Below are 23,351 nucleotides of genomic sequence, written 5' to 3'. Positions count from 1 at the left end.
CCTTCTCCCCGCTGGTGGGGAGAAGGCGCCCGGCAGGGCGGATGAGGGGCCGACACTGCGAACATAGTGATCCCGGAGTCCCCCCATGACGTCAGCCGTCCGTTTCCAGCAGGTATCGCGCCATTTCGGCCAGGTTCGCGCCGTCGACGGCGTCGATCTCGAGATCGCGCCCGGCGAATTCTTCGCCATGCTCGGACCGTCCGGTTCCGGCAAGACGACCTGCCTGAGATTGATCGCCGGCTTCGAGCAGCCGAGCGCCGGTCATATTCAGATCTTCGGCGAGACTGCAGACGGCATTCCGCCCTATCGCCGCAATGTCAACACCGTGTTCCAGGACTACGCGCTGTTCCCGCATCTCAACATTCTCGACAATGTCGCCTACGGGCTGATGGTCAAGGGCATCGGCAAGACAGAACGGATGAAGGCTGCGGGCGAAGCCCTCGATCTTGTCAAGCTGCCGGGCTATGGCGCCCGCCGGCCCGGTCAACTGTCCGGCGGCCAGCGCCAGCGCGTGGCGCTCGCTCGCGCGCTGGTCAACAAGCCGAAGGTGCTGCTGCTCGACGAGCCGCTCGGCGCGCTCGATCTGAAACTTCGCGAGCAGATGCAGGAGGAGTTGAAAAGCCTGCAGCGCGCGCTCGGCATCACCTTCGTCTTCGTCACGCATGATCAGGGCGAGGCGCTATCGATGGCCGATCGCGTCGCTGTCTTCAACGATGGCAACATCGTTCAACAGGGCACGCCGCAGGATATCTATCGCTGCCCGAAGACCCGCTTCGTCGCCGATTTCGTCGGCTCATCGAACGTGATTGCGCCTGATCTGATGGCCCTCCTCGGCGGCAAGAAGCGCTGGGCAAGCCTCCGCCCCGAGGCCATCCGCCTGGCAAGCGACGGCATCGAGGCAAAAGTCGAAAATGCAAGCTTCCTCGGCGCTGCCACCCGTCTCGGCGTCGATCTCAGGGGCAGCCGGCTGCATGTCATGCTGCCGGCGGGCGCGCCGGTGCCCGAGGTCGGCGCCAGCATCCATCTCGCCTGGCAGCCTGGCGATATTCACTACATGGACGATGCGGCATGACGGCGCTCACCCTATCAGGCGGCAAGACATCGATCCGCCCGGGGCGCGGCGGCCTTTTCGGCCGGCTGTCGGATGCCTTCTGGCGGCACCCGAAGCTCTTGCTCTTCCTGATGCTGACGCCGCCGCTGCTCTGGCTCGGCATCATCTATATCGGCTCACTGATCGCCCTGCTGCTGCAGAGCTTCTTCTCGATCGACGATTTTTCCGGGCTGGTGAATTACGAATTCACCCTTGCGACCTATGCCCAGCTTCTGAGCCCGACGAATTTCGACATCATCATTCGCACCGTCGTTATGGCAGCGCTGGTCACCGTCGCTGCCGCTATGATTGCCTTCCCGATCGCCTATTACGCGGCGCGTTATGCGCAAGGCAGATGGAAGGCGCTCTTCTATCTCGGCGTCATGCTGCCGCTCTGGTCGAGCTATCTCGTCAAGATCTACGCTTGGAAACTGATCCTCGCCAAGGAAGGCATCCTCACCTGGATCTTCGAGAAGCTTCACCTCTCCTGGCTGCTCGACGGCATCCTGGACCTGCCCGTCCTCGGCGGCAATTCGCTGTCGGTAAGCTACCTCGGCACCTTCATCGTCTTCGTCTATATCTGGCTTCCCTATATGATCCTGCCGACCCAGGCGGCCCTCGAGCGTGTGCCCGGCAACCTGATCGAGGCCTCGGCCGATCTCGGCGCCACACCACGGCAGACCTTCCGCACCGTGCTGCTGCCCTTGGCGCTCCCCGGCATCGTCGCCGGTTCGATCTTCACCTTCTCGCTGACACTGGGCGATTACATCATCCCGCAGATCATCGGCTCGTCCAGGCTCTTCATCGGCCAGGCCGTCTACGCCCAGCAGGGAACGGCCGGCAACGTGCCGCTCGCCGCCGCCTTCTCCGTGGTGCCGATCGTCATCATGGCGCTCTATCTGTCGCTCGCCAGGAAAATGGGAGCCTTCGATGCGCTCTGACCTCAAGAGATCGCCACTGACCCTGAAGATCGCCGCAGCCGTCGGATTGCTCTTCCTGCACCTGCCGATCCTGCTGATCTTCGTCTATGCCTTCACGACCGAGGAAAAGAGCTATCAGTGGCCGCCGCCCGGCCTGACGCTGCAATGGTTCACCATTGCCTGGAACCGGCCAGACGTCTGGTCGGCGCTTGGCCTCTCCGTGCAGGTCGCCGTCATCGCCACCGCGATCGCGCTCCTCCTCGGCACGCTCTGCGCGGCAGCCGTCAGCCAGACGAGGTTTTTCGGCCGCGAGGCGATCTCGCTGCTGGTCATCCTGCCGATCGCCCTACCCGGCATCATCACCGGCATTGCGCTACGCTCCGCCTTCAGTCTTTTCGACATTCCGTTTTCGGTGTGGACCATCGTGCTCGGCCACGCGACCTTCTGCGTGGTCGTCGTCTACAACAATGCAGTTGCCCGCTTCCGCCGTACCTCCGGCTCGCTGATCGAGGCTTCGATGGATCTCGGCGCCGACGGCTTCCAGACCTTCCGTCATATCATCCTGCCGAATATCGGCACCGCCCTTCTTGCCGGCGGTATGCTCGCTTTCGCTCTTTCCTTCGATGAGGTCATCGTCACCACTTTCACCGGCGGCCAGCAATCGACCTTGCCGATCTGGATGCTGGAAGAACTCATCCGCCCGCGCCAGCGCCCGGTCACCAATGTGGTTGCCATGGTCGTGGTGCTCGTCACCTTCCTGCCGATCCTGGCAGCCTATTACCTCACCCGCGACGGCGATCAGATCGCCGGTGCCGGCAAATAACAGGGAGAACATCATGGACACCCAAATGCTGATCGGTTCCCGCTTCGAAATAGGCACGGAGACGGAAGAGCGCATCCTGAACCCAAAGACCGGCGAGACGGTAATCGACCTTCCTGAAGCCTCGCTTTCCCAGGTCGACGCCGCCGTCGATGCCGCCGAAAAAGCCTTCGCAAGCTGGTCGCGGACGACGCCGGGCGAACGTTCCGGTTACCTGTTGAGGATTGCCGACGCCATCGAGAAGGATGCCGCCGGCTTCGCGACGCTTGAGGCGCTGAACTGCGGCAAGCCGATCAATGCCGTGCTGAACGACGAAATCCCGGCGATCGTCGATTGTTATCGCTTCTTCGCAGGCGCCGTGCGCAATCTGCATGGACCGGCCGCTGGCGAATATCTGCCCGGCCACACGTCGATGATCCGTCGCGATCCGATCGGCATCGTCGGCTCGATTGCGCCCTGGAACTATCCGCTGATGATGATGGCCTGGAAGCTGGCGCCAGCGATCGCCGGTGGCAATACGGTCGTCTTCAAGCCCTCGGAGCAGACGCCGCTGACGGCGCTGAAGATGGCCAAATTGCTCTCGGATATCCTTCCCGAAGGCGTCGTCAACCTCATCCTCGGCCGCGGCGAAAGTGTCGGCAATGCCCTGATCAATCATGCCAAGATCGGCATGGTCTCGATTACCGGCGATATCGCCACCGGTAAGAAGGTGCTGCAGGCTGCCGCGAAGACCGTCAAGCGCACGCACCTGGAACTCGGCGGCAAGGCACCGGTCATCGTCTTCGACGATGCAGATATCGACGCCGTCGTCGCCGGCATCCGCACCTTCGGCTACTACAATGCCGGCCAGGACTGCACTGCCGCTTGCCGCATCTATGCCGACGCCAGGGTCTACGACAATTTCGTCGCTGATCTCTCCTCGGCAGTGTCGAGCATCCGCTTCAATCAGGCCGACGATACCGAAAATGAGATCGGTCCGCTGATCTCCAAGCGCCAACGCGACCGCGTCGAAAGCTTTGTCGCCCGCGCTTCAGAACACAAGCACATGGAGATCACCACCGGCGGAAAGGTCTCCGGCGACAGGGGTTTCTTCTTCGCCCCGACCGTCATATCAGGCGCCACGCAAGACGACGAGATCGTCCGCCGTGAAGTCTTCGGCCCGGTGGTTTCCGTCACCCGATTTACCGACGCCGAGGATGCCGTCACCTGGGCGAACGACAGCGACTATGGCCTCGCCTCCTCCGTCTGGACCAAGGATATCGGCCGCGGCATTAAGACTGCCGCCCACCTGCAATATGGCTGCACCTGGATCAACACGCATTTCATGCTGGTCAACGAGATGCCGCATGGCGGCCTCAAACAGTCGGGATACGGCAAGGACATGTCGGTCTACGCGCTGGAGGATTACACCGCCGTGCGCCACGTGATGATCAATCACGGCTGAGCGGCGAGAAAGCTAGGATCCGGAGACTCGGGCGGTGTGGCGGCAAAGCGCCAGCACTCGCCCGCCACCGTTCCGGATCATGGCGCGCGCGTAGACGATGAGCCGCACAAGCAGCGTCATTTCTCCGCAGAGACGCCATCCCATTCAAACGACTTGGAACATTTTCCCGGTTGACGCGTCTTTCTCAGATAGATGCAAAGGATCATGTCATGTTGAAATGGGCTTTGATATTTTTCGTGATTTCACTGATCGCCGGCTTCTTCGGTTTTTCCGGCGTCTCCGCGGCCACCGCGACGATCGCCCGCGTTCTCTTCGGCATTGCGCTGGTGATCTTCCTCATCTTCCTGGTCCTGGCACTGATGGCCGGCCAGGCGATCTTGTGAGCGGAACGCAGCCCCTCCTACAGCCTGTTGAACTCGGCAAGCAGAGCGTCCGCACCTTTGCGGATGCCTACCTTTGACGCTTCCAATGCCGTGAAGCTAGCACCGATATTCATCGCATTGGGATATTGCTTGGTGACGTAAGACGACAGCAGACGATTGCTCGCCGCATCATAGATCTCCACAGCATAGTTCACCGAACCGGTCATCGAGCCTTCTCGGCCACGAACGGCCTGGACGGTATTGTACAATCCACCTGCGACGTCGATGTGTGAGGCCGTTCCGAGCACCGCAGTCGTCGCCTTGGCGCCCGTCAGCGTCAGGTGCAATCTGAGCGTTGCCGGAGCAGGCGTGCTGATGATGGCGAAGCGCGTCTTCAATTTTTCTGTGAATTGAGCCTGCATATAGTTGGCAAGCAACGCTTTGTCTTTTTCGGGGACCTTGCCGAACTGATTGTCGGGACCGTTATAGACCGTAGCGGGATCGACGATGATCCTGGTATATTGGCTCCAGTTAACATTCGTCTGATAACGATATGGCACGCGGCCGGTTTTGTCCGCCATGTTCGGCTGAAGCTGCCGGGCCGAAGCAAGTCCGGAATAAACAGTCGGGTCAGGGGTCGAGCATCCGGCGATGGCCGAACTGGCGAGCATCAGTGCGGCACCGACTTTTAATTTCTTTATCAAGGTTTTGGCTCCAGCTTTGGAAATGCCGAACGGCATGGATCTGGAACCGGTTTTATGGAATTCGAATATTGCTGTGTTTGCTATAATATGCGGAAATGTTCGCGAGCATTTTTGCGACGCAGACACGACGCCAAGCTTGACGACTCCGCCGGGCGGCCGGAATCTAATGTGATGAAGGGATCGACGGCCGGCCTTCAGGCTGGGCCAACTGACCGGCCGGAAGATTGATCACGACAACCAAGCCGCTCGGCTTCCTGTCCAACAACGTCAATTGTCCATTGTGCCCTTTAGTGACAATCCCTTTGGCGATCGGCAGACCGAGCCCAAGCCCCGAACCACCCTTAGCGTCGATCTGTCGCGATTTATCCGCTTTGAAGAATGGCTCTAAAACCTTCGCCTTGAGCTCATCCGTCAAGCCGGGGCCGTTGTCGCTCACCCTTATTTTGATCCCGCCATCCTCGCGGCATTCCAAGCCGATTTCGACCTGCGTCGCATAACGGGACGCATTCTCCACCAGATTCGTAATAGCGCGGCTGAGCGCCTGAGATTTGCAGATAAACGCCAGCCGCCGCGGGCCGGTGAAACTCACATCGACGCCGGTGTCGGCGAAATCGGTCGCGATCGTCTGCAGCAGGCTCGAGATATCGACCTTTCGATCGACCGCTCTCACCGACGGGTCTTTAAAATAGGCCAGGCACTCGTCGATCATGAAGCTCAATGTGGCGATATCGGCCAGCATCAGGCTGCGAAGTTCCGGCTCTGCGGAGCGCTCGGCCCGCATCCGCAGTCTCGTCAGCGGTGTCCTCAGATCATGACCCACTCCGCTCAGCATTCTTGTCCGATCCTCCGCCATGCTCTGGATTCGATCGCTCATGACGTTAAGAGATTCCGCCAGACTGCGAATCTCGGCTCCGCCGTCCGGTTCGAAAGGTTTTTCCAGACTGCCTTCCATGCACGCTTGCTTCGCAGCGGCAGCAAAGCGCCTGAGAGGTTCGGTGATCAGCCGGCTGCTGAAATAGGCAAGCAGCACTAAGGGAATGACGATTTTCAGAAATCCGCTTGCAGCTGCCGGAACGAACCACAAATAGCTGGGAAAAACCGGCAGTTGGAAGACGAGGGCACGCTTGCCGTCAATTCCGACAGTCAAGACGTCAGGGCGCGATTGACCCATGGCGAAGCGATGAAATGCCGTCAGAACATTGTCGGCGAGCATCGCGTCGATACGCGCCACCAACTCGCTTGGAGATATCCGTTGATCCACTGCGCCTGACTGAACCGAGGACGTCCTTTCGACCGTAATGCTGAGGGCCGCAGCTCTGTCGAGGACGGCGTCTTCGCCCTGCGTTGAATTTGCGTCAGCAAATTGCTCCGCGATCATTGCCGCTCTCGCAGCAAAAAGGCCGTTCTGAAAGCCGCGATCATGACGGCCATAGATGAATGGCTCCATGGCCGTCGCCACCACGGAAACCAGCACGACAAGGAGGGTCGCCAGGATGAGGATCTGGTTCTGGATCGAAGCTCGCCGAAAATTTCTCAAGAGAGGCGCTCTACCTTGGATGCGAAAAGATAGCCGCCCAGCCGCACCGTCTTTATGAACGTCGGGTCTTTCAGGTTCGGCTCTATCTTTTGCCTGACCCGGCTGATGTGGGCGTCGATGCTGCGCTCAACCGGCCCCGCCGATCCGGCATGCGTCATCGACAGAAGTTGTTCGCGGGTTAAAACCTTGTTCGGATTGCAGCAGAATGCCAGAAGGATATCGAACTCCGCGGTGGTCATAGAAACCTGCGCGCCGTCCGCGTCGTGGAGCTGACGGCTTTTGGGATCGATGCGCCATCCCGAGAACGTCATGGGGCCAAGGGCTTCCTCCTGATGATGAGCGTATGACGCTCTGCGGAGAATACTCTTGATCCTGGCCAGCAGCTCGCGGGAGTTGAAGGGTTTCGTAACATAGTCGTCGGCTCCGAGCTCCAGGCCCAGAATGCGGTCGATATCCTCCTGGAGTGCCGTCAGCATCAGGATCGGCACCGGGCACGAAGCACGAAGCCGCCTGCAGATGCTGAAGCCGTCCTCGCCCGGCAGCATCGCGTCAAGGACGATGAGATCGAATTGCTGTCGCGCTATTATTCGATCCATAGCCGCCGCGCTCTCCACCGACGAGGCCCCAAAGCCGCTGTTTCGAACAAGGTCCACCAGCATATCCGCGATGGCGGGATCGTCTTCGACAATGAGGATATGAGCCTGATTGGAAACTGCCATTTCAAATACCATCGTCATTCGTTCTTTTGCCGGAGATACGGCGCGAAATTACCACGTTTCACCGTGGCTAGAGCATGGTGCCGAAAAGTGTCAGCGGTTTTCGGATGACATCATCCTCTAACTATTAATTTAGAACAGGAGATCTCCGAGCAATCGGATACCACACGATATCGGTTGCCGTGCCGACGCGGGATCCACCTCAGGGTATCAACTGTCGTGCACTGATGTGTTCGATAATGTTGAGATATGTTGCGGGGATCTCCGACATGGATCCGGCGTCAAAACTGGCTTCCGGAACCGCCGCTGATTTCCACCTTGTCACCTTGAATTGCGCAATCGATGATGACAGTTGCGATGAAACACATCCGAACGACCAGCAGGCAAAAGAACACCAAAGACATGATGGCCGTCGTATAGTGTTTCAACGCCGAGCGCTTCGGCAGCCTTGCGGTGAATTTATGAAGGGCGTCTCTGACGAGACGGCCGATCGCCACGAGCAGGAACAACGCCGTGATGATATATCCGCTTACCGAAGCTGCTCCTAACAACTGAAACATGAGAAGACACCCGCACCAAGTGAAAAGCTCCGGTTTCGGAACTACGCCTTCAAGCCGACGAGACCAGGCAGAAAGATGCCTATCGGACCCGCCCGGAGCGCGACGCAGCGTCCGGTCCGTCGGCGGTGGGAATTTGCCCACGTCTAATCAGCCCGCTCTGCATTTGACGTGGCGCGGCGACTTAAAAGAAGAGATGTGGCGGCACGCCAGCGAGATGCCTTGACCGTGCTTGCAATCGACGTCCCGTTTGCAGCCGGGGCTTTTTGGACGGCAGAAATCGTGCTTGTTCTTGACTCCGTGAGGGCGGCGATCCTTCTCAGGAATGCGTCGCTGTCGAATTCTTTCGCGGATTGAACGGACTGTGCTGCCGACTGGACAGCATGGAAAAACACCTCCAGATTGATGACTGGTATCGGCTTGATGTTCCGGACCATATCGATATCCGACCGCATTGTTACTGCCAGAAAATATTGGTCCGAACGCAAGGCGTCAAAGAGCTCCGGCACCGAGGATACAGCCGCCGCGGCATATCCGTTCTCATTCAATTTCGAGACGATATCGCAGGCTGCGCCTTTTCCGAGAAAGACGAGAATTGGCTTTTGCTGATCGCGTTGCGCGGAAGACATCATTGGCACACTCCTGACTGTCGCCATAAGTGTAGCCCGCATCGGCGCTTCGGGTTGTTCGGTTTTATTCGGTTTTATTGCGCCGGGGGACGGCTCGCGAAGCTTCGATTACAGCACCGCCCGGAGCCAGGGATGCAGTCTGTTTGTTCGCTTTCGCAGCAGATTGTCGATCGATATCGATCCCGCGCCTGAAGCCGCCAGGACGAACATGCCGCCGGCAATCGCCAGGTCCTTCTCGAAATGCAGCAGCTCGTTCTGGCTCGCAAAATTCGTGTGGAAGAGAAAGGCGGTCGCCAGGCAGAAGAGCGCCAATGCAAGTGCGCCAAGTCGGCTGAGGAAACCTGCAGCAATAGAAAGGCCGGCGCCGATCTGAAGGACGATCACCGCAAGCGCAACCGGCGCCGACAGGCCGAGCGTTGCGAAAGTGTCGATGGTCGCGGCGATATTGGTCGCGAGAGACAACCCTTCATGCAGGAAGATCAGCGACAGCAGCAGCCTGCCCAGGAGAAGAACGAGATCGGCCAGTTGCAGCCGGCTTGGGGCGTTTTCCATCATATCCTCCGGTTTGAGAAGAGCAGACGGTTCCGCCGCCTGCTCTTACATTCATATACTCGTCAATTCCCTCCCTTGGCCGCAATTGCCTTTTGCAGCTCTTCGAGTTCCTCGCAGCCGCTCGGGCAAAGTTGCTTCAGTGATGACACCTGCTCCTCGGCCTTCGCCGTCTCGCCTGTTTCAACATAGAGTTCGCCGAGATATTCACGCGCTGCCTTGTGGTCGGGCTGAAGCTCCAGCGCCTTGGTGTAGTAGGTCAGCGACGTTCTGTAGTCGCCCGTCTTGCGCAGCGTATATCCCATCAGATTATAGACATCTGCCTGCTGGTTGTCCTCGGCAAGGCCGCGAAGCTCCGCCAGGGCGCCGGCATAGTCTTTGACATCGATCTTGGCGCGCACCGACGTCAAGTCGGGAGCGTCCGTCGATTGCATGTTGTCGACGGCAAAGGCGGGAAGCGCCGTCACCGCCGAAAAGCCGGCGGATATGGCACAAAGCCAGATGAATCCGAGAATTGCATATTTCATCATGGTGATCTCCTTCCGGCCTTTCAGGCCTGGATTGTCGGTGTGAAGCCAAAAGCGCTTCCGTCCTTGACGAAGGTGCCCGAGCCGGGGAAAGGGAAGTGCGAGCCGCAAATGGCGATATTGTCGGCAATGATGCGGTCGATGAGACGGCGGCGCGTGTCGACGGCCATCGGCCCGTCTTGATCGTAGCTGCCTTGCCATTCGGGATGCGGCGCGAGCAGGGCCGGCACATACATGATATCGGCCGAGACGAGCAGTTGCTTGCTGCCTGAAGTAACGAGGTAGGTCGAATGGCCGGGCGTGTGGCCGAAAGCTGCGAGAAGCCGCACTCCCGGTGCAACCTCGGCCCCATCGTCCACCAGTTTCCAGTTCTTCCATTTCGGGAAAACCTCGGCGATACGCTTGCCGGCCGGCCTGCGGCCTTCCGCAAGCTTCTCGACCCGGCCGGGTTCCGTCCACCAGTTGTATTCGACGGCGTTGACGATGAGTTCGGCGTTCGGGAAGACAGGATCGTTCGTTCCCTTTTCCATCAGTCCCCAGACATGGTCCGGATGGAAATGCGAGATCAAGATCGTATCGATCGTCTTGTAGTCGATGCCGGCGGCCGCCATGTTCGCCGGCAGGTGGGTGGCATTTGCCTGCCATTGACCGACGCCCGAGCCGGCGTCCATCATGATCAGACGGTTGCCGAGCTTCAGGACGACCACCGTCAACGGGATCGGCATGAATTCGGTCGTGAGCCCGGCCTTGGAAAGCGCCTCCTTGGTGTCCTCGATCGAAGCGTTCTTGATGAAGGTCGGGTCATGCGGTTTTTTCCAGATACCGTCATAGATCGCCGTGACCTCGACATCCCCGACCTTGTATTTATAGAAGCCGACCATCGGCTCCAGCGGCGTCGCGGCGAGCGCCGGCATGACGAATTCGAGCTTTGACGACAGACCGAATGCGGCCGCCGCGGCAGCCGATCCCAGGACGGCGCGACGTGACATGGTAAACATGGATATGCCTCCTCTTGTTGATGGCATTTCTGGTGGCGAAGACTGGAACTGTTCAGATGTCCTCACTGCCGAACTAGATCGCTGGCACAGCCCGCTTATTCCCAATCTGGGGAGTTATTTCTTCAAGCTGTTGAAAATGTTTTTCGATTTCTATCGCGTGCGATTAACGGCCCGCTGCATGCAAAAAACTGGCGTCGACGTGGAATAAAACCATGTGCCGATCGGTCTAGACGGCAAGGACCGCATTGCATGCCTGTGGGTCTCACGCCTAAATTCGGCCGCTGTTGAGGCAGGGAGAATGATGACAAACGCTCAGATCACCTATCCCGTCGGATCGAACGACTGGTTGCTGCTGGGCCGGCAAGCGTCGAAGACCCGCATTCGACCATCACCGCTGACGGCGCTTCTGGGCGGCGCGGTGCGGCTATTCCACTTCATGGTCTCGGAAAAATCGAGCAGCGATCGAGTCGCTTCGACAGCCGATGCGACGGCGCAGCATGAATTCATGCAGCGCTTTCAGGACATGATCGTTCCGCATCTTGACGCGGCTTATAATTTTGCCCGCTTCCTCAGCCGCGATGCAGATGCCGCACAGGATATTGTCCAGGAAGCCTTCCTGCGTGCCTATCGCAATTTCGAAACCTATCGTGGCGGCGATCCGCGCGCCTGGCTCTTTGCCATTGTCAGGAACTGCTGCCATGTTTGGCGCCAGCAGGATCGCCGCAAAGCGCGGTTCGAGCAGCCTTTGGGCAATGACGGCTACGCTGACCCCGATGAAGGTGGCGAATACCAGATCGCCTCGGAGGAGGATTCGCCGGAAACGGCGACGATCCGGCGAAGCGAACAGCAACGTGTACGCGCGGTTATCAGTCGGCTTCCGGAGGCGATGCGGGAAATCCTTGTCTTGCGCGAGCTTGAAGATCTTTCCTACCGGCAGATCGCCGAGATCATCGATGCGCCGATCGGCACGGTCATGTCGCGGCTTGCCAGGGCGCGGCGTGAATTTGGCGAAGCCTGGGATGCATGCAGCAAAAACGAGACGGCAGGATGAGTGAAGCCCAACAGAGAGGTTGCCCGGAATGGCGCATCATGCTGCACGGCTTCGTCGACGGCGAGCTCGATTCCGTCCATGCAGCGCAATTCGAGGATCATCTTGGCACCTGCGCGAATTGCAGGGCGGAGATGGAAGGGGTCCGTGCCGTGAGAGAGATCATCGATCAGGATGGCGTCAAGTGGCGGCCGCCGGAGGCACTGCGTTCGCAAGTCCTGTCAATGCTGTCGTTTGAACAGGCAGCGGCGACGTCCAGCCTGCCCCCGCCACGCCAGGCGCCGGTCTGGCGCCACGCCTTGGATTTCATCCGACAATGGAGCTTCGTGCCTTCGCTCGCAGTACTGGCGGCAGGCGCTTTCCTGTTCATCAATGCACCGTCGCAGACCTTGCTTTTGCAGGACCAGATCATGGCAAGCCATGTCAGGTCGATGATGGCCGATCATCTGACCGACGTGCTGACCTCGGATCAGCACACGGTAAAGCCCTGGTTCAACGGCAAGATCGATTTTTCGCCACCGGTCAGCGATCTCTCCAAGGATGGCTTTCCGCTGACCGGCGGGCGTGTCGACTATATCGGAGATCGCGCCGTCGCGGCCCTCGTCTACCGGCGCCACGGCCATGTCATCAACCTGTTCATCTGGCCGGCGGCATCGGCCGCACAGACGACGACGGTGCATGACGGCTACAATATGACGCAATGGTCGGATGGAGGGCTGGTGTTCTGGGCGGTTTCGGATGTCGCCGCAGGCGACCTGGCCGAGTTCGAGACCTTTTTCAGGGCGGCGGCGAAGGGTTAAAGCAGACTCGCCCCGACATTGATCGCCAGCGCCAGGATCGTCGTGTTGAACAGGAACGACAGCACGGCATGCAGCAGCGTCAGCTTGCGCATGCTGGTCGAACTGACCGCGACATCCGCCGTCTGCGCGGCAACGCCGATCGTGAAGGAGAAGTAGAGGAAATCCCAATAGCCAGGCTCTTCGATCCCGTCAGGAAACTTGAGGCCACCCTCCTCGTCCGCCCCACCATAGAAATAATGGGCATAATGGATGGTGAAGAGGGTGTGCAGAAAGATCCAGGAGATCAGGATCGTCAGCACCGCGGCCCCTGCCCGGGCCAGCGCGACGTCAGGTGTTGCTTCCTTGATCGAATGAAGCTCGAGGCCGATACCGGCGACGCTGGCAAGCGCCGCACCGATCGAAAGAGCCAGCAATACGGTGTCGGAGAAATCGAGATCCTCGGAGCGTTTCCGGATGCTTTCAACCGTTGCCCGCAGCATCTTGCGCCAGCTGAGCGCGACAAAAACGCCGGCGCTGACATTCCAGCCGAACAAGATGTTGCCGGCGCTGACTTCGCGCGAGGTCACAGCCAAGAAGACCACCAGTCCGGCCAGGATGGCGATGATGAAGCTCGCATGCTTGTAGGCAAATGCCGCCAGCGAACTTGCCCGGTTCTCACCCGCCATATCGGTCTCCAACTGCATATGCCTTTGATAACAGCATGAAAAAAGGCGCGCCTGCCAGCAACAGCCGCGCCTTCGATTGCATGCCGGACCTTATCAGGCGGCGGCGAGCTGCAGTTCCTTCTGCACCATGGTGCGCAACGTTCCCAGATCCTTGGCGAAGGCGCGAATGCCTTCGGCGAGTTTTTCCGTCGCCATTGCGTCTTCGTTCATCATCCAGCGGAAGGTCTTCTCGTCGACAGAGACCTTCGGATCCGGCTTGCGGCTCTCCGGCGAGAGCTTACGCTCCAGCTTGCCGTCATCCTTGGCGAGCTCGTCGAGCAGGTTCGGGCTGATGGTCAGGCGGTCGCAGCCGGCAAGGGCTTCGATTTCGCCGGCGCTGCGGAAGGAGGCGCCCATGACGATCGTCTTGATGTCGTTCACCTTGTAGTAGTTGTAGATTTCACGGACGGAGATGACGCCCGGATCTTCCTCGGCAGTGTAGTCCTTGCCGGTCCACTTCTTGTACCAGTCGAGGATGCGGCCGACGAAGGGCGAGATCAGGAACACCTTGGCATCGGCGCAGGCGATCGCCTGGGCCTTGCTGAACAGAAGCGTCAGATTGCAGTCGATGCCTTCCTTCTGCAGCACTTCGGCGGCGCGGATGCCTTCCCAGGTGGAGGCGAGCTTGATGAGGATGCGGTCCTGACCGATACCGCGATCCTTGTAGGCGGCGATGATCGCGCGCGCCTTGGCAAGCGAAGCCTCGGTATCGAAGGAAAGATCGGCGTCGACTTCGGTCGACACGCGGCCTGGGACGAGCTTCACCAGGGCGGCGCCGACCGAGATGGCGAGGCGATCGGCGACGGCGGAAGAAACGGCTTCAGGATTGCCGCCCTGCTTCTTGCCCCAGGCGACGGCTTCCTTGATGGCGTCGGCAAACATCGGCGTGCCGAGGGCTTTGAGCACGATGCTCGGGTTCGTCGTGCAATCGACAGGCTTCAGGCGGGCGACGGCTTCGATATCGCCGGTGTCAGCGACGACGGTGGTAATCTCGCGGAGTTGGTCAAGCTTGGATGTCATGGTCAATAATCCTTGTTGAACTTGGGCTGCGACCGGCACGAGTTCCGCCGGGCAAAGGTGGTCTATCGACAGGTTATTTGCATGCTGCAGGCGAAAATGCGCGCATCCGTCACGGATGATTCATAAACGTGAAGGACAGTAGCCGTGTTCCCGAACGCAAGCGACACCGCCTGCGGCTGGAAGGCCGATCGTGACTTTCGGCATGCCCGCACTATGTCCTCCTCGGACGGACAGGAACGACTTGTATCATCCGGACTATCGCCATTCGCCTGACGAAAAGTCAAGGACATTTGTGCATTTCAATTGACATAAGTGTCACACCCGTCATTATCCCCCGCAACAAACGCGTCATCGCAACCTCTCGCCTCCATGAGGGGTCTAAGGCCAGGAATTGTGCGGAGGAGATGTGGTCAAGCTTAAACGCGGCACGCACACGGCCTTTTCGGAAGCATCCTCGCTGCGGCTGAGGGCGGCATGGCTCTATTACAACGAGGGCTTGACCCAGAAGGACGTCGCCGAACAACTCGGCATCAGCCGCACCACCGTGATCCGCCTGCTCGATGAGGCGATGAAGCGCAGCGAAGTCCAGATCTGGATCAACGATTCGATCGGCGACTGCGTCGAGCTATCGGTGAGACTGGAGCGCGCCTATGGCCTCGACGAGGCGATCGTCGTACCAGCACCGGTCAACTGCGACGTCGATGCGCTGGCGAAAAATGTCGGCCTGGCGCTTGGCCAGTTCCTCTCCGAAGCCATTCCCGACGACTATACCATCGGCGTCGGCTGGGGCCGCACCATGACCGCCTCCCTGTCGAGCTTCCGGCCGCCACGCCGCGCCAATTGCAAAATCGTCTCGCTTCTGGGCGGCATCGTCGCCGTACACCAGACGAACCCGATCGATTATACCTGGCGGCTGGCAAACCAGCTCGGCGCCGAATGTTACATGTTCCTGGCACCGCTTCTCGTCGATTCCATCGAGACCAAGCGCAATCTGATCGAAAAATGCGGGTTGGATACGATTTACCGTCTCGCCGAAAACCTCGATCTGGCGATTGTCAGCTGCGGCGATATCGGTCCGCATTCGACCTCGCTGTCGGAAGGCTGGATCTCGAAGGCCGAGCTGCAGGAGTTGATCGACGCCGGCTGCGTCTGCGACACCATGTTCAATTTCCTCGACGAGAACGGCAAGTCTGTCGACCACTCGATCAATCGCCGCGTCATGTCCGTCGATCTCGACACGCTGAAGGAGGCCAAGCATATCGTGCTCTCCTCCGGCGGTGCCCACCGGGCCGTCGCCATCCGCGCCACGATCAAACGCATCGGCTGCAACACACTGATCACCGATGAAAGTGCCGCACGGGCACTGCTGGAATTGGCTGAGACATCACCGCCTGTCTCTTCTCCCCAGCGGGGAGACGTGCCGGAGCGTTAGCAAGGCGATGAGGGGGCGAGCGAGGGTCGGAACGCTATCAGGCGTGCGCCGATTCCCAGCCGAGCATCGCCCGCTTGCGGGTGAGGCCCCAATGGTAACCCGTCAGCGCGCCGTTCTTGCCGACCGCCCGATGGCATGGCACCACAAAGGAGATCGGGTTCGCCCCGACCGCGGCCCCCACGGCGCGCTGCGCCGTCGGCCGGCCGATATCATTGGCGATATCGGAATAGGTGACGGCCTTGCCGAACGGGATTTTCATAAGGCTCTGCCAGACACTCACTTGGAAATCCGTGCCGATCAGCACGACCCGCAGCGGCTGTTCCAAGGACCATTTGCCCGGCTCGAAGATGCGGGCGGCATAGGGAACCGTCGCCTGCAGGTCCTCGACATAACAGGCGTTCGGCCAGCGGCAGGTCATATCGTCGAGGCAGGCCTTCTCGTCGCCGGAATCGCTGAAGGCAAGGCCGGCGAGGCCGCGGTCGGTCACCATGATCAGTGCGATGCCGAAGGGGCAGATGTGGAAGCCGTAGCGGATGGTGAGACCGCCGCCCTTCGCCTTCCATTCGCCGGGTGACATCGCCTCATGCGTGACGAACAGATCGTGCAGGCGGCTCGGCCCGGAGAGGCCGACCTCGATCGAGGTCTCGAGCAGCGGCATGTCTTCCTTGCGCAGCAGCCGCTTGGCGTGGTCGAGCGTCACTGCCTGCAGAAAACCCTTGGGCGACAGGCCGGCCCAGCGGGTGAAGGTCTTCTGCAACTGCGTCGGCGACTGGTTGAGCCGGGCCGCGATCGCCTCCAGCGAAGGCTGGTCGCGGTAATCCTCGGTGATGAGTTCGATCACCCGACGGACAATGTCGTAATCAGGGCCGTCAGGCGTCATGTCTGTCTGCAGGTTCGCAATCATGTTCATCGTCTTTCTCCTTGTCACAAGGAGATAATCAATAGGGTGTTGGCAAACCACCCGTTTCTTGCGCATGCACCAAGTAAGCTCAGATACGCTGCTTGACCGTGGCGAGTGCGCCCTTGAAGGCTTTGGCGAAGCTTTCACGATCGTCGGGATTGAGGAAGGAGCCGATATCCGTGCGCCGGCCCTCGCCGAAGATCTGCATGGAAAGGATGCCGATCTCCTGGTGCCGGCGAACGAGGAAGCGCGCCCAGAACGGATTGAAGTGATGTTCAACCATCCGTCCCGACGCTGTGAACTTGCGCACCGATACGTCCGTGCGCGACACCGTCACCTGTTCGCGCGCTTTGCCGGAGCGGTAATTCAGCCAGAAGGCACCGTAGAGAAGCACGAAATCCAGTCCGAAAAAGAAGCCGATCGGCCAAGCGCCGGTCGCGATGAAGAACATGCCATAGAGGAGGCAGACGGAACCGGATAGGATAAGCAGCACCCTGAAGCCCCGGCGGCCGAGCGACCGGTGGGGGAAAAGCTCGGCGGCGAAAACAGGCTGCTCGTTGAAGCTGTCGGCGTTGCTTTCCATCATAGCCGTTGAGTATAGATTCTCCATGGCAAATCCGAAACTCAAATCCGTTACCAGACCATCGCAAAACTCGAATGTGATCGCCCGCCGCAAACCGGCGGCGGTGAAGACGGCCTATTCCCTGGCCGAGCGCGAGGAGATCTTCCGCCGTTTCTCGGTGCAGCGGCCGGAACCGAGGGGCGAGCTCGAGCACACCAACCCCTTCACTCTGGTCGTTGCGGTCGCGCTTTCAGCGCAAGCGACCGATGTCGGCGTCAATAAGGCGACGCGGGCACTCTTCCAGATTGCCGATACGCCGGAAAAGATGCTCGATCTCGGCGAGGAGCGGCTGCGAGATCATATCAGAACGATCGGCCTCTACCGCAACAAGGCGAAAAACGTCATCGCGCTTTCGCAGATGCTGGTCGACCAATTCGGCGGCAAGGTGCCGGAGACGCGCGACGAGTTGGTGCGATTGCCGGGCGTCGGCCGCAAGACCGCCAACGTCGTGCTGTCCATGGCCTTCGGTCAGGCGACGATGGCCGTCGATACGCATATCTTCCGCATTGCCAATCGCATCCGCCTTGCCCCCGGCAAGACACCGGACGAGGTCGAGGCGCGGCTGATGAAGGTGATCCCGAAACATTCCCTCTATCACGCCCATCACTGGCTGATCCTGCACGGTCGCTACACCTGCAAGGCACGCCGCCCCGAATGCGAACGCTGCGTCATCGCCGATCTCTGCAAATCGCCGGAGAAAAGTTGGGATGTGCCAGCGCCGCTCGTCGAGCTACCGCCGCAGGTGATCGGCGAGGCCATCGAGTAAAGCTGCAATCGCCTGCTCGTAATCCCGCCTCTCCCCACCCGCTTCGATCGCGATCGCCGCGCGGTCGAAACTTGCCGACAGCAGCGACGTCAGCGGGTCGAGCAGGGTTCCTGCCGCAGGTATAAGCGCTGCGAGTCCCCCACGCAAAGTCGCCTCCGTATTCTCGGCATCCAGTGCCGCAATCGCCGGCAAGCCGAGAACCGCAGGCGCTTCCATCAGCAGCAGCCGTGTTCGGCCGGGTTGCGTCATTGCGGTGAAATAGGCCGAAGCGCCGGCAATCAGCGCATCGCGCGGCCCGTCCTCAGGCGCTGAAGACGCCTCGATTGTCTTGGTCACCTCTTGCATTTCGCACGCAATCACCGCGCGGAAGAGCGCCTTCTTGTCCTCGAAATGATGGTAAAGCGCCCCACGCGTCAACCCTGCCGCGGTGACGATTTCCGGTGTCGCCGTTTCGGCATATCCTTTCTCGACAAAGATGCGCCGTCCGGCGTCGATCAGCGCCTGCCTTGTCTGTTCCGTTCTCTCGCGATTGCTCCGGCTCATGTGGGCTATTTACATACAAACTGCATGTATGTTAATAGCCAAAAACATACAACCTGTATGTAAAATGGAAAAGGAGCGAGACGTGAAATCGACCAGCTACTACCCGGTCATCATGACCGGCGACGTCACAGGCACCGCCAGCTTCTATTGCTCGCATTTCGGCTTCAACGCGCTGTTCGAAAGCGATTGGTACGTTCACCTGCAATCGGCTGAGGACGTGCAGATAGCGCTCGCCATCCTTGACGGCAGCCATGAGACTATCCCGGCCATGGCCCGCGGCAGGGTCTCCGGCCTGCTGCTCAATTTCGAGGTCGAGGATGTCGATCGTGTTTACGAAACCTGCCGGAGCGCCGGCCTGCCAATTCTCCGCGAGATCCGCGATGAGAATTTCGGCCAGCGGCATTTCATCACCGCCGATCCGAACGGCGTGCTGATCGATATCATCACGCCGATTCCACCGAGCGCCGAATTCGCGGCGCTGTACGCCGCCGCCGCCCTGCCCGGTTGATCTCAGGCCCGCGAACCGATGTCACGCGCGGAAATCAGCTTGTGCAGATGCACCATCATGCCGGCGGCAAAAAGTGGCGTCAGAAGATTGACGAACGGGATCGCCAGAAACAGGGCGATCACCAGCCCACCAAGAAAGACGGTGGAGGCGTGTTTGGCGCGAAGGAGCCGCGCCTCCTCAGGCGAACGGAAGCGCATGGCAGCGAATTCGAAAAATTCTCGTCCGAGCAGATAGCCGTTCACCAGAAAGAACGCGATCAGATTGACGCCGGGAATGACCAGCAGCAGCAACGCCACGATATTGCCGAGGATCACCACGCCGAGGAACTTGATCGAGCTTGCCATCGCCGGGCCGAGCGGCATGGCGGTGCCCGGCATGTCCTTGGGATAATCGCGTTTTTCGATGACATCGGCGACATCGTCGAGAAACAAGCCGGCGATCAGCGCCGTCACCGGCGAAAGCAATAACGCCAGCATCAGTGCAAGGCCGACACCGGCAAGAATTGCGAAAACCAAAGCGAGCCACCCCGCCCAATCCGGCACATCGGGAAAGAAGCCGGTGAGCCAGGGAAAGAGAAAAGCCATGAAGGCCCCACGCAGCGCGAACCAGAGACCGACCAGGACGAGAATCGTCAGGCCGAGCACTTTCCAGAAGACCGAACGTGTTTCCGGCGCGAACAAATTGGTGAGCGAGAGTCGAGCGGCGGCAAGAATCATATCTCAGGCGTCTCCGGTTGCGCCGAAGATGTAGGAAAGATGGAGGCTACCGACAAGAGAGAATAAATTGCATGCGGTAATAGAAAACTTGTCGAAAATTAAATGCTAATATAGTATTGTCACGTATCCAATATGCACGGGCCTAAGAAGCAGCTTCCGAAATAGTTGCAAAGACAAGGGGTCGCAACAGCGCATCCACGGAACGCCTCTAAGGAAAAACGGGGGAGGCTGATGTGGAAGACTTTGTGCAAAAACTCAGGCAATACGCAAAAACCGGCACACCGGCCGAACGTCGCATTGCGAAATATTTCACCGAACACCTGAACGACCTGCCGTTCGAGACAGCTGCATCGGTCGCCGATCGCCTGGATCTCTCGCCGATGACCGTCGGGCGCTTCCTGCGCTCGCTCGGCTATCAGGGATTGGACAGCGTCAAAGTGGAGATTCGCGAGACCGTGACGACATCGCCGGCGCAATTGCAAAGCGCCATGAGCGAGCTGCATCAGGACGCTGGGGAGGGCAAACCGCTCGCCGTGCTGGTTGCCGAACAGATCCAGGCGCTCCATCATATCTATCATCTGACGGCGCAGCCACACTGGTCCGAAGCCGTCAGCTTGATCAGCACTGCCCGCGAAGTGTCGATCGTCACGCATGCCCGGCTTGCAAGCCTCGCCCATCATTTCTGCCAGCGGCTGACGCAAGCCCGCGACGGCGTGCGCACGCTCGACGGCGCCGACAACCGTTTTGCCGAGCTTTTCGCCCGGCTGGCCGTTGATGACGCGCTACTGGTCATCATCGATTGTCGCCGCTTCGCCAAGGCGCGGCTGCTTGCCCGAACCGCTCGGCGCTACGGCTATAAGGTCGTGCTCATTTCACCGCAGCAAGCGGACTGGATGGCGGACCAGTCGAATGTCATGCTGCCCTTACCGCCCGCGCGCGCCCCCGATCTCGACAATCTTCCGCCGCTGATCGCGCTGCTCGATTGCCTGTCGGAATCCGTCATCCTCGAAGTCGGAGAAGAGGCCGCTCTCCGCCGCCGCCGCATGTTGGAATTCGCGACCGTCCTCGGCGAGACGGCGAATCACTGAGGGCTACTTCATCGTCTCCAGTTCGGCACGATGCCGGTGCATGGCGAGAAGACGGCGGTAGTCGCGATCGTAGAGCGCCTGTTTCGTTTTGTCAGGCAGCCGTTCGTCGCCACCCGGATACATCGCCTCGCCGGCTGCCGCCAAATCCCTGTACAGGCCGCAGGCGACGGATGCCGCGATCGCCGTGCCGAGCAGCACCGCCTCGTTCATTTTCGGCACCACCACCTTGCAGCCGGTGGCATCGCTATAGAGCTCCATCAGCACCGGGTTCTTCACATGCCCGCCGGCAATATGCAGCGTATCGGGCACGTAGCCGTATTCCTTCATCATTTCGAGGATGTGGCGAATGCCGAGCGCAATCGCCACGGCCGTGCGCCAGTAAAGCGTGCAAAGCCCATCGAAGGACGTATCGAGCGTCAGCCCGCTGACGACACCGACGGCATGCGGATCGGCGAGCGGCGAACGGTTGCCATGAAAGTCCGGCAGCACGAAAATGCGTGCGCCGAAGGCATCGCCCTCCTCGGCCCGCAATTCGGCGATGCGTGCGACGATCCTCTGATGCAGTGCCGCCGTCGGCTCACCGCCCGCCGCGTGCATGCGCACGATGTGGTCGAGCAGCGCGCCAGTCGCCGATTGCCCCGCCTCCACCAGCCAGGATTCTGGAAAGACCGCCTCGTAATAGGGGCCCCACATGCCATGGCTCGGCTTGCGTTCCCGCGAGAATGTGACGATGCAGCTCGACGTGCCGGCGATCAGCGCCAGCTGGTGCTCTCGTTTTACAGGATCGGCAGCGTAGCCGCCGAGCGCGCCGAGCGCGCCGGCATAGGCGTCGATCATGCCGGCGGAGACATGGCAGTCCGTGGTCAGCCCGAGCGCCTGCGCCGCTTCCGGCGTCAGCCAACCGACGTTGCCTCCGACAGGCGTGGTTTCATCCGGTAGGTGGCCGCGCTCGTGAAGGTCCTCAAGGCCGATCCGCTCCAGGAAATCCTGCTGCCAGCCTTTTTCGCGATGGGCGAGATAGTTCCACTTCGCTGTCAGCGTGCAGCGCGAACGGGCAAGCGATCCGGTCGATTTCCACGTCATGAAGTCGGCGAGATCGAAGAAATAACCGGCTTTCTCCCATGTGGCAGGCAGCTTCTTCTTCAGCCACATCAGCTTCGGCATTTCCATCTCAGGCGACATGACGTGCCCGGAATGTTCGAGCACCGTGTGCTCCGTCGCCGTGCAGAAATCGGCTTCCTTCAGCGCCCGGTGATCGAGCCAGACGACCGTGTCGAAGCGTGTCTCGCCGCCGGTGGAAACGCTGAGCTGCCGGCCCTCGACGTCACGCACGACGAGCGAACAGGTGGCGTCGAAGCCGATTGCGCCGACCGAGGCGGCGGCGATGCCGGATTGCTCCATCGCCTTGCGCACCGCCGTGCAGGCTGCGGACCAGATATCTTCGGAATCGTGCTCGGCATGGTTTTCACGCGGCCGGTTCATCACGATCGGATGCTCGGCCTTGGCAAGCAGACGGCCGCGCGCATCGAAGACGCCGGCGCGCGCACTGCCCGTGCCGATATCCACCGCAACCACATGATCACGCATCAAATCTTGGTCCCGTCCAGCTATGGTTGCGGACAAGGTGGATCAAATCCGGCATGGCGTCAAACACCACTTCCGGCGAAAGCCGGTCGAGTTCGGCGCGATAGCCGGCGAAGTTGGCGTGTGATCCGCCGGTGAAGGCGAAGACCGTCATTCCCGCTGCCTTGGCGGCGGCAATGCCGGCAGGGCTGTCCTCCACAACAATGCACTGAGCAGGCGCCACCTGCATTTCACGCGCCGCATGCAGGAAAAGATCGGGCGCCGGTTTGCCGCGCTTGACCATCGTCGCGCTGAAGATGTCGGGCAGCTTGTCGAGCAGTCCGGTGACGGACAGCGACAGCCGGATTCGCTCCATCTGGCTGGACGAGGCGACGCAGCAGCGAACGCCAAGTCCATCGATCGTCGCCGCAATACCCTCGATCGGCTTCAGTTCGGTACGAAAACGGGTGTAGAGATCGGTGCGAATGCGCTCGAGGAATTCTTCACCGGCGCGGACGTTGAATTCGGTTTCCAGCGTATCGATGAGGGTCGAAAGGCTGCGGCCGAGAAAGCGCTCGTAGGCCTGATCCTCGGTGATCGAGACGCCGAGATCGTTCATCGCCCCGACGAGCACGCTGATCGAGATCGGCTCGCTGTCAACGAGCACGCCGTCGCAATCGAAGATGACCAGCCGTGGTTCAGCATCAGCCATGGAAGACCCAACCTGAGTTCAATTCGAGCGCGTCACCGCCCCGCTTGCGCGCAAGGCCGGATGAATGACGGCAGC

General features: G+C 60.1%; 28 protein-coding genes. 12 read left to right on the top strand and 16 right to left on the bottom strand.

All coding sequences use genetic code 11. The features are described from left to right. The first annotated feature begins 85 nt into the window (after positions 1-85). The 5 genes from HJB84_RS19060 to HJB84_RS19040 all read left to right on the top strand — a co-directional run bounded on the left by HJB84_RS19060 (position 86) and on the right by HJB84_RS19040 (position 4,657). Entirely contained in the window at positions 86-1,072 is a 987-nt protein-coding gene (locus HJB84_RS19060) for an ABC transporter ATP-binding protein (RefSeq protein WP_221116596.1), read from the top strand. Then, a complete protein-coding gene (locus tag HJB84_RS19055) occupies positions 1,069-2,031 on the top strand; it encodes an ABC transporter permease (RefSeq protein WP_221116595.1) in 963 nt (320 codons plus the stop codon). Before HJB84_RS19060 ends, HJB84_RS19055 begins: the two co-directional genes overlap by 4 nt. After that, positions 2,021-2,833, top strand: a complete 813-nt coding sequence (locus HJB84_RS19050; RefSeq protein ID WP_207581862.1) for an ABC transporter permease — start codon at positions 2,021-2,023, stop codon at positions 2,831-2,833. Before HJB84_RS19055 ends, HJB84_RS19050 begins: the two co-directional genes overlap by 11 nt. 13 nt (positions 2,834-2,846) lie before the next feature. Further along, positions 2,847-4,274, top strand: a complete 1,428-nt coding sequence (locus HJB84_RS19045; RefSeq protein ID WP_221116594.1) for a gamma-aminobutyraldehyde dehydrogenase — start codon at positions 2,847-2,849, stop codon at positions 4,272-4,274. A 209-nt stretch (positions 4,275-4,483) separates the two neighbouring features. Further along, on the top strand, positions 4,484-4,657 hold the full coding sequence (locus HJB84_RS19040) for a DUF1328 domain-containing protein (protein ID WP_007631868.1): 174 nt from the start codon (positions 4,484-4,486) through the stop codon (positions 4,655-4,657). A gap of 17 nt (positions 4,658-4,674) precedes the next feature. Here the strand turns inward: HJB84_RS19040 and HJB84_RS19035 are convergent, their stop codons facing one another. The 8 genes from HJB84_RS19035 to HJB84_RS19000 form a co-directional block, all read right to left on the bottom strand. Next, positions 4,675-5,376, bottom strand: coding sequence for a DUF3313 domain-containing protein (locus HJB84_RS19035; protein ID WP_405048981.1), 702 nt, complete (start codon positions 5,374-5,376; stop codon positions 4,675-4,677). A gap of 127 nt (positions 5,377-5,503) precedes the next feature. Further along, positions 5,504-6,877 (bottom strand): HAMP domain-containing sensor histidine kinase, encoded by a 1,374-nt coding sequence (locus HJB84_RS19030; RefSeq protein ID WP_207581864.1) that lies wholly within the window; start codon positions 6,875-6,877, stop codon positions 5,504-5,506. Next, positions 6,874-7,614, bottom strand: a complete 741-nt coding sequence (locus tag HJB84_RS19025; protein WP_221116593.1) for a response regulator — start codon at positions 7,612-7,614, stop codon at positions 6,874-6,876. The genes HJB84_RS19030 and HJB84_RS19025 overlap by 4 nt, the downstream gene beginning before the upstream one ends. Before the next feature lie 260 nt (positions 7,615-7,874). After that, positions 7,875-8,153, bottom strand: a complete 279-nt coding sequence (locus HJB84_RS19020; protein WP_207584379.1) for a hypothetical protein — start codon at positions 8,151-8,153, stop codon at positions 7,875-7,877. A gap of 143 nt (positions 8,154-8,296) precedes the next feature. Next, entirely contained in the window at positions 8,297-8,788 is a 492-nt protein-coding gene (locus tag HJB84_RS19015) for a hypothetical protein (protein ID WP_207584380.1), read from the bottom strand. Positions 8,789-8,887: 99 nt separating this feature from the next. Next, the gene (locus HJB84_RS19010) at positions 8,888-9,331 is read right to left on the bottom strand and encodes a DoxX family protein (protein ID WP_207581866.1); all 444 of its coding nucleotides are present in this window, start codon (positions 9,329-9,331) and stop codon (positions 8,888-8,890) included. 62 nt (positions 9,332-9,393) lie between these two features. Continuing rightward, entirely contained in the window at positions 9,394-9,858 is a 465-nt protein-coding gene (locus HJB84_RS19005) for a tetratricopeptide repeat protein (RefSeq protein ID WP_221116592.1), read from the bottom strand. Positions 9,859-9,878: 20 nt separating this feature from the next. After that, positions 9,879-10,853: an MBL fold metallo-hydrolase gene (locus HJB84_RS19000; protein ID WP_207581868.1), complete on the bottom strand. Its 975-nt coding sequence runs from the start codon at positions 10,851-10,853 to the stop codon at positions 9,879-9,881. Between HJB84_RS19000 and HJB84_RS18995 the strand changes: the two genes are divergently transcribed. The 3 genes from HJB84_RS18995 (at position 10,852) to HJB84_RS18985 (ending at position 12,701) form a co-directional block, all read left to right on the top strand. Beyond that, positions 10,852-11,061 carry a hypothetical protein gene (locus HJB84_RS18995; RefSeq protein ID WP_221116591.1) on the top strand — a complete coding sequence of 70 codons (210 nt, stop codon included), beginning with the start codon at positions 10,852-10,854 and terminating at the stop codon, positions 11,059-11,061. The two genes, HJB84_RS19000 and HJB84_RS18995, sit on opposite strands and share 2 nt — an antisense overlap. Before the next feature lie 90 nt (positions 11,062-11,151). Then, positions 11,152-11,904, top strand: a complete 753-nt coding sequence (locus tag HJB84_RS18990; protein WP_221116590.1) for a sigma-70 family RNA polymerase sigma factor — start codon at positions 11,152-11,154, stop codon at positions 11,902-11,904. Then, positions 11,901-12,701 (top strand): anti-sigma factor, encoded by an 801-nt coding sequence (locus tag HJB84_RS18985; RefSeq protein WP_221116589.1) that lies wholly within the window; start codon positions 11,901-11,903, stop codon positions 12,699-12,701. Before HJB84_RS18990 ends, HJB84_RS18985 begins: the two co-directional genes overlap by 4 nt. On the opposite strand, the gene HJB84_RS18980 is transcribed toward HJB84_RS18985, so the two are convergent. Together HJB84_RS18980 and tal are read right to left on the bottom strand one after the other, a co-directional pair. After that, entirely contained in the window at positions 12,698-13,366 is a 669-nt protein-coding gene (locus HJB84_RS18980) for a DUF1345 domain-containing protein (protein WP_207581871.1), read from the bottom strand. The genes HJB84_RS18985 and HJB84_RS18980 overlap by 4 nt on opposite strands. Before the next feature lie 93 nt (positions 13,367-13,459). Then, positions 13,460-14,425 carry a transaldolase gene (tal, locus tag HJB84_RS18975; protein ID WP_221116588.1) on the bottom strand — a complete coding sequence of 322 codons (966 nt, stop codon included), beginning with the start codon at positions 14,423-14,425 and terminating at the stop codon, positions 13,460-13,462. Positions 14,426-14,831: 406 nt separating this feature from the next. Here tal and HJB84_RS18970 point away from each other — a divergent pair, with 406 nt between their 5' ends. Next, complete coding sequence (locus HJB84_RS18970) at positions 14,832-15,857, top strand: sugar-binding transcriptional regulator (protein WP_207581873.1); 1,026 nt, start codon at positions 14,832-14,834, stop codon at positions 15,855-15,857. Between the two features lie 37 nt (positions 15,858-15,894). Here the strand turns inward: HJB84_RS18970 and HJB84_RS18965 are convergent, their stop codons facing one another. Both HJB84_RS18965 and HJB84_RS18960 read right to left on the bottom strand, forming a co-directional pair. Next, positions 15,895-16,767 (bottom strand): bifunctional helix-turn-helix domain-containing protein/methylated-DNA--[protein]-cysteine S-methyltransferase, encoded by an 873-nt coding sequence (locus HJB84_RS18965; RefSeq protein WP_207581874.1) that lies wholly within the window; start codon positions 16,765-16,767, stop codon positions 15,895-15,897. Between the two features lie 79 nt (positions 16,768-16,846). Then, positions 16,847-17,344 (bottom strand): DUF2244 domain-containing protein, encoded by a 498-nt coding sequence (locus HJB84_RS18960; protein ID WP_207584381.1) that lies wholly within the window; start codon positions 17,342-17,344, stop codon positions 16,847-16,849. A 22-nt stretch (positions 17,345-17,366) separates the two neighbouring features. On the opposite strand from HJB84_RS18960, the gene nth reads away from it, so the two are divergent. Further along, positions 17,367-18,146, top strand: a complete 780-nt coding sequence (gene nth, locus HJB84_RS18955; protein ID WP_207581875.1) for an endonuclease III — start codon at positions 17,367-17,369, stop codon at positions 18,144-18,146. Here the strand turns inward: nth and HJB84_RS18950 are convergent. Continuing rightward, a complete protein-coding gene (locus HJB84_RS18950; protein WP_207581876.1) occupies positions 18,111-18,689 on the bottom strand; it encodes a TetR/AcrR family transcriptional regulator in 579 nt (192 codons plus the stop codon). The two genes, nth and HJB84_RS18950, sit on opposite strands and share 36 nt — an antisense overlap. 82 nt (positions 18,690-18,771) lie before the next feature. Here HJB84_RS18950 and HJB84_RS18945 point away from each other — a divergent pair, with 82 nt between their 5' ends. Then, positions 18,772-19,197, top strand: coding sequence for a VOC family protein (locus tag HJB84_RS18945; RefSeq protein WP_207581877.1), 426 nt, complete (start codon positions 18,772-18,774; stop codon positions 19,195-19,197). Between the two features lie 2 nt (positions 19,198-19,199). On the opposite strand, the gene HJB84_RS18940 is transcribed toward HJB84_RS18945, so the two are convergent. Further along, positions 19,200-19,913 (bottom strand): sulfate transporter family protein, encoded by a 714-nt coding sequence (locus tag HJB84_RS18940; protein WP_207581878.1) that lies wholly within the window; start codon positions 19,911-19,913, stop codon positions 19,200-19,202. A 233-nt stretch (positions 19,914-20,146) separates the two neighbouring features. Between HJB84_RS18940 and HJB84_RS18935 the strand changes: the two genes are divergently transcribed. Further along, positions 20,147-21,001: a MurR/RpiR family transcriptional regulator gene (locus HJB84_RS18935; RefSeq protein ID WP_207581879.1), complete on the top strand. Its 855-nt coding sequence runs from the start codon at positions 20,147-20,149 to the stop codon at positions 20,999-21,001. A gap of 3 nt (positions 21,002-21,004) precedes the next feature. Here the strand turns inward: HJB84_RS18935 and HJB84_RS18930 are convergent, their stop codons facing one another. Continuing rightward, the gene (locus HJB84_RS18930) at positions 21,005-22,588 is read right to left on the bottom strand and encodes an FGGY-family carbohydrate kinase (RefSeq protein WP_207581880.1); all 1,584 of its coding nucleotides are present in this window, start codon (positions 22,586-22,588) and stop codon (positions 21,005-21,007) included. Then, a complete protein-coding gene (locus HJB84_RS18925; RefSeq protein ID WP_207581881.1) occupies positions 22,581-23,276 on the bottom strand; it encodes an HAD family phosphatase in 696 nt (231 codons plus the stop codon). The genes HJB84_RS18930 and HJB84_RS18925 overlap by 8 nt, the downstream gene beginning before the upstream one ends. Positions 23,277-23,351: the final 75 nt, after the last annotated feature.

This window comes from Rhizobium sp. NZLR1b (genome assembly GCF_019685155.1).
Classification (GTDB): Bacteria; Pseudomonadota; Alphaproteobacteria; order Rhizobiales; family Rhizobiaceae; genus Rhizobium.
This window is presented reverse-complemented; position numbering and strand designations above follow the sequence as displayed.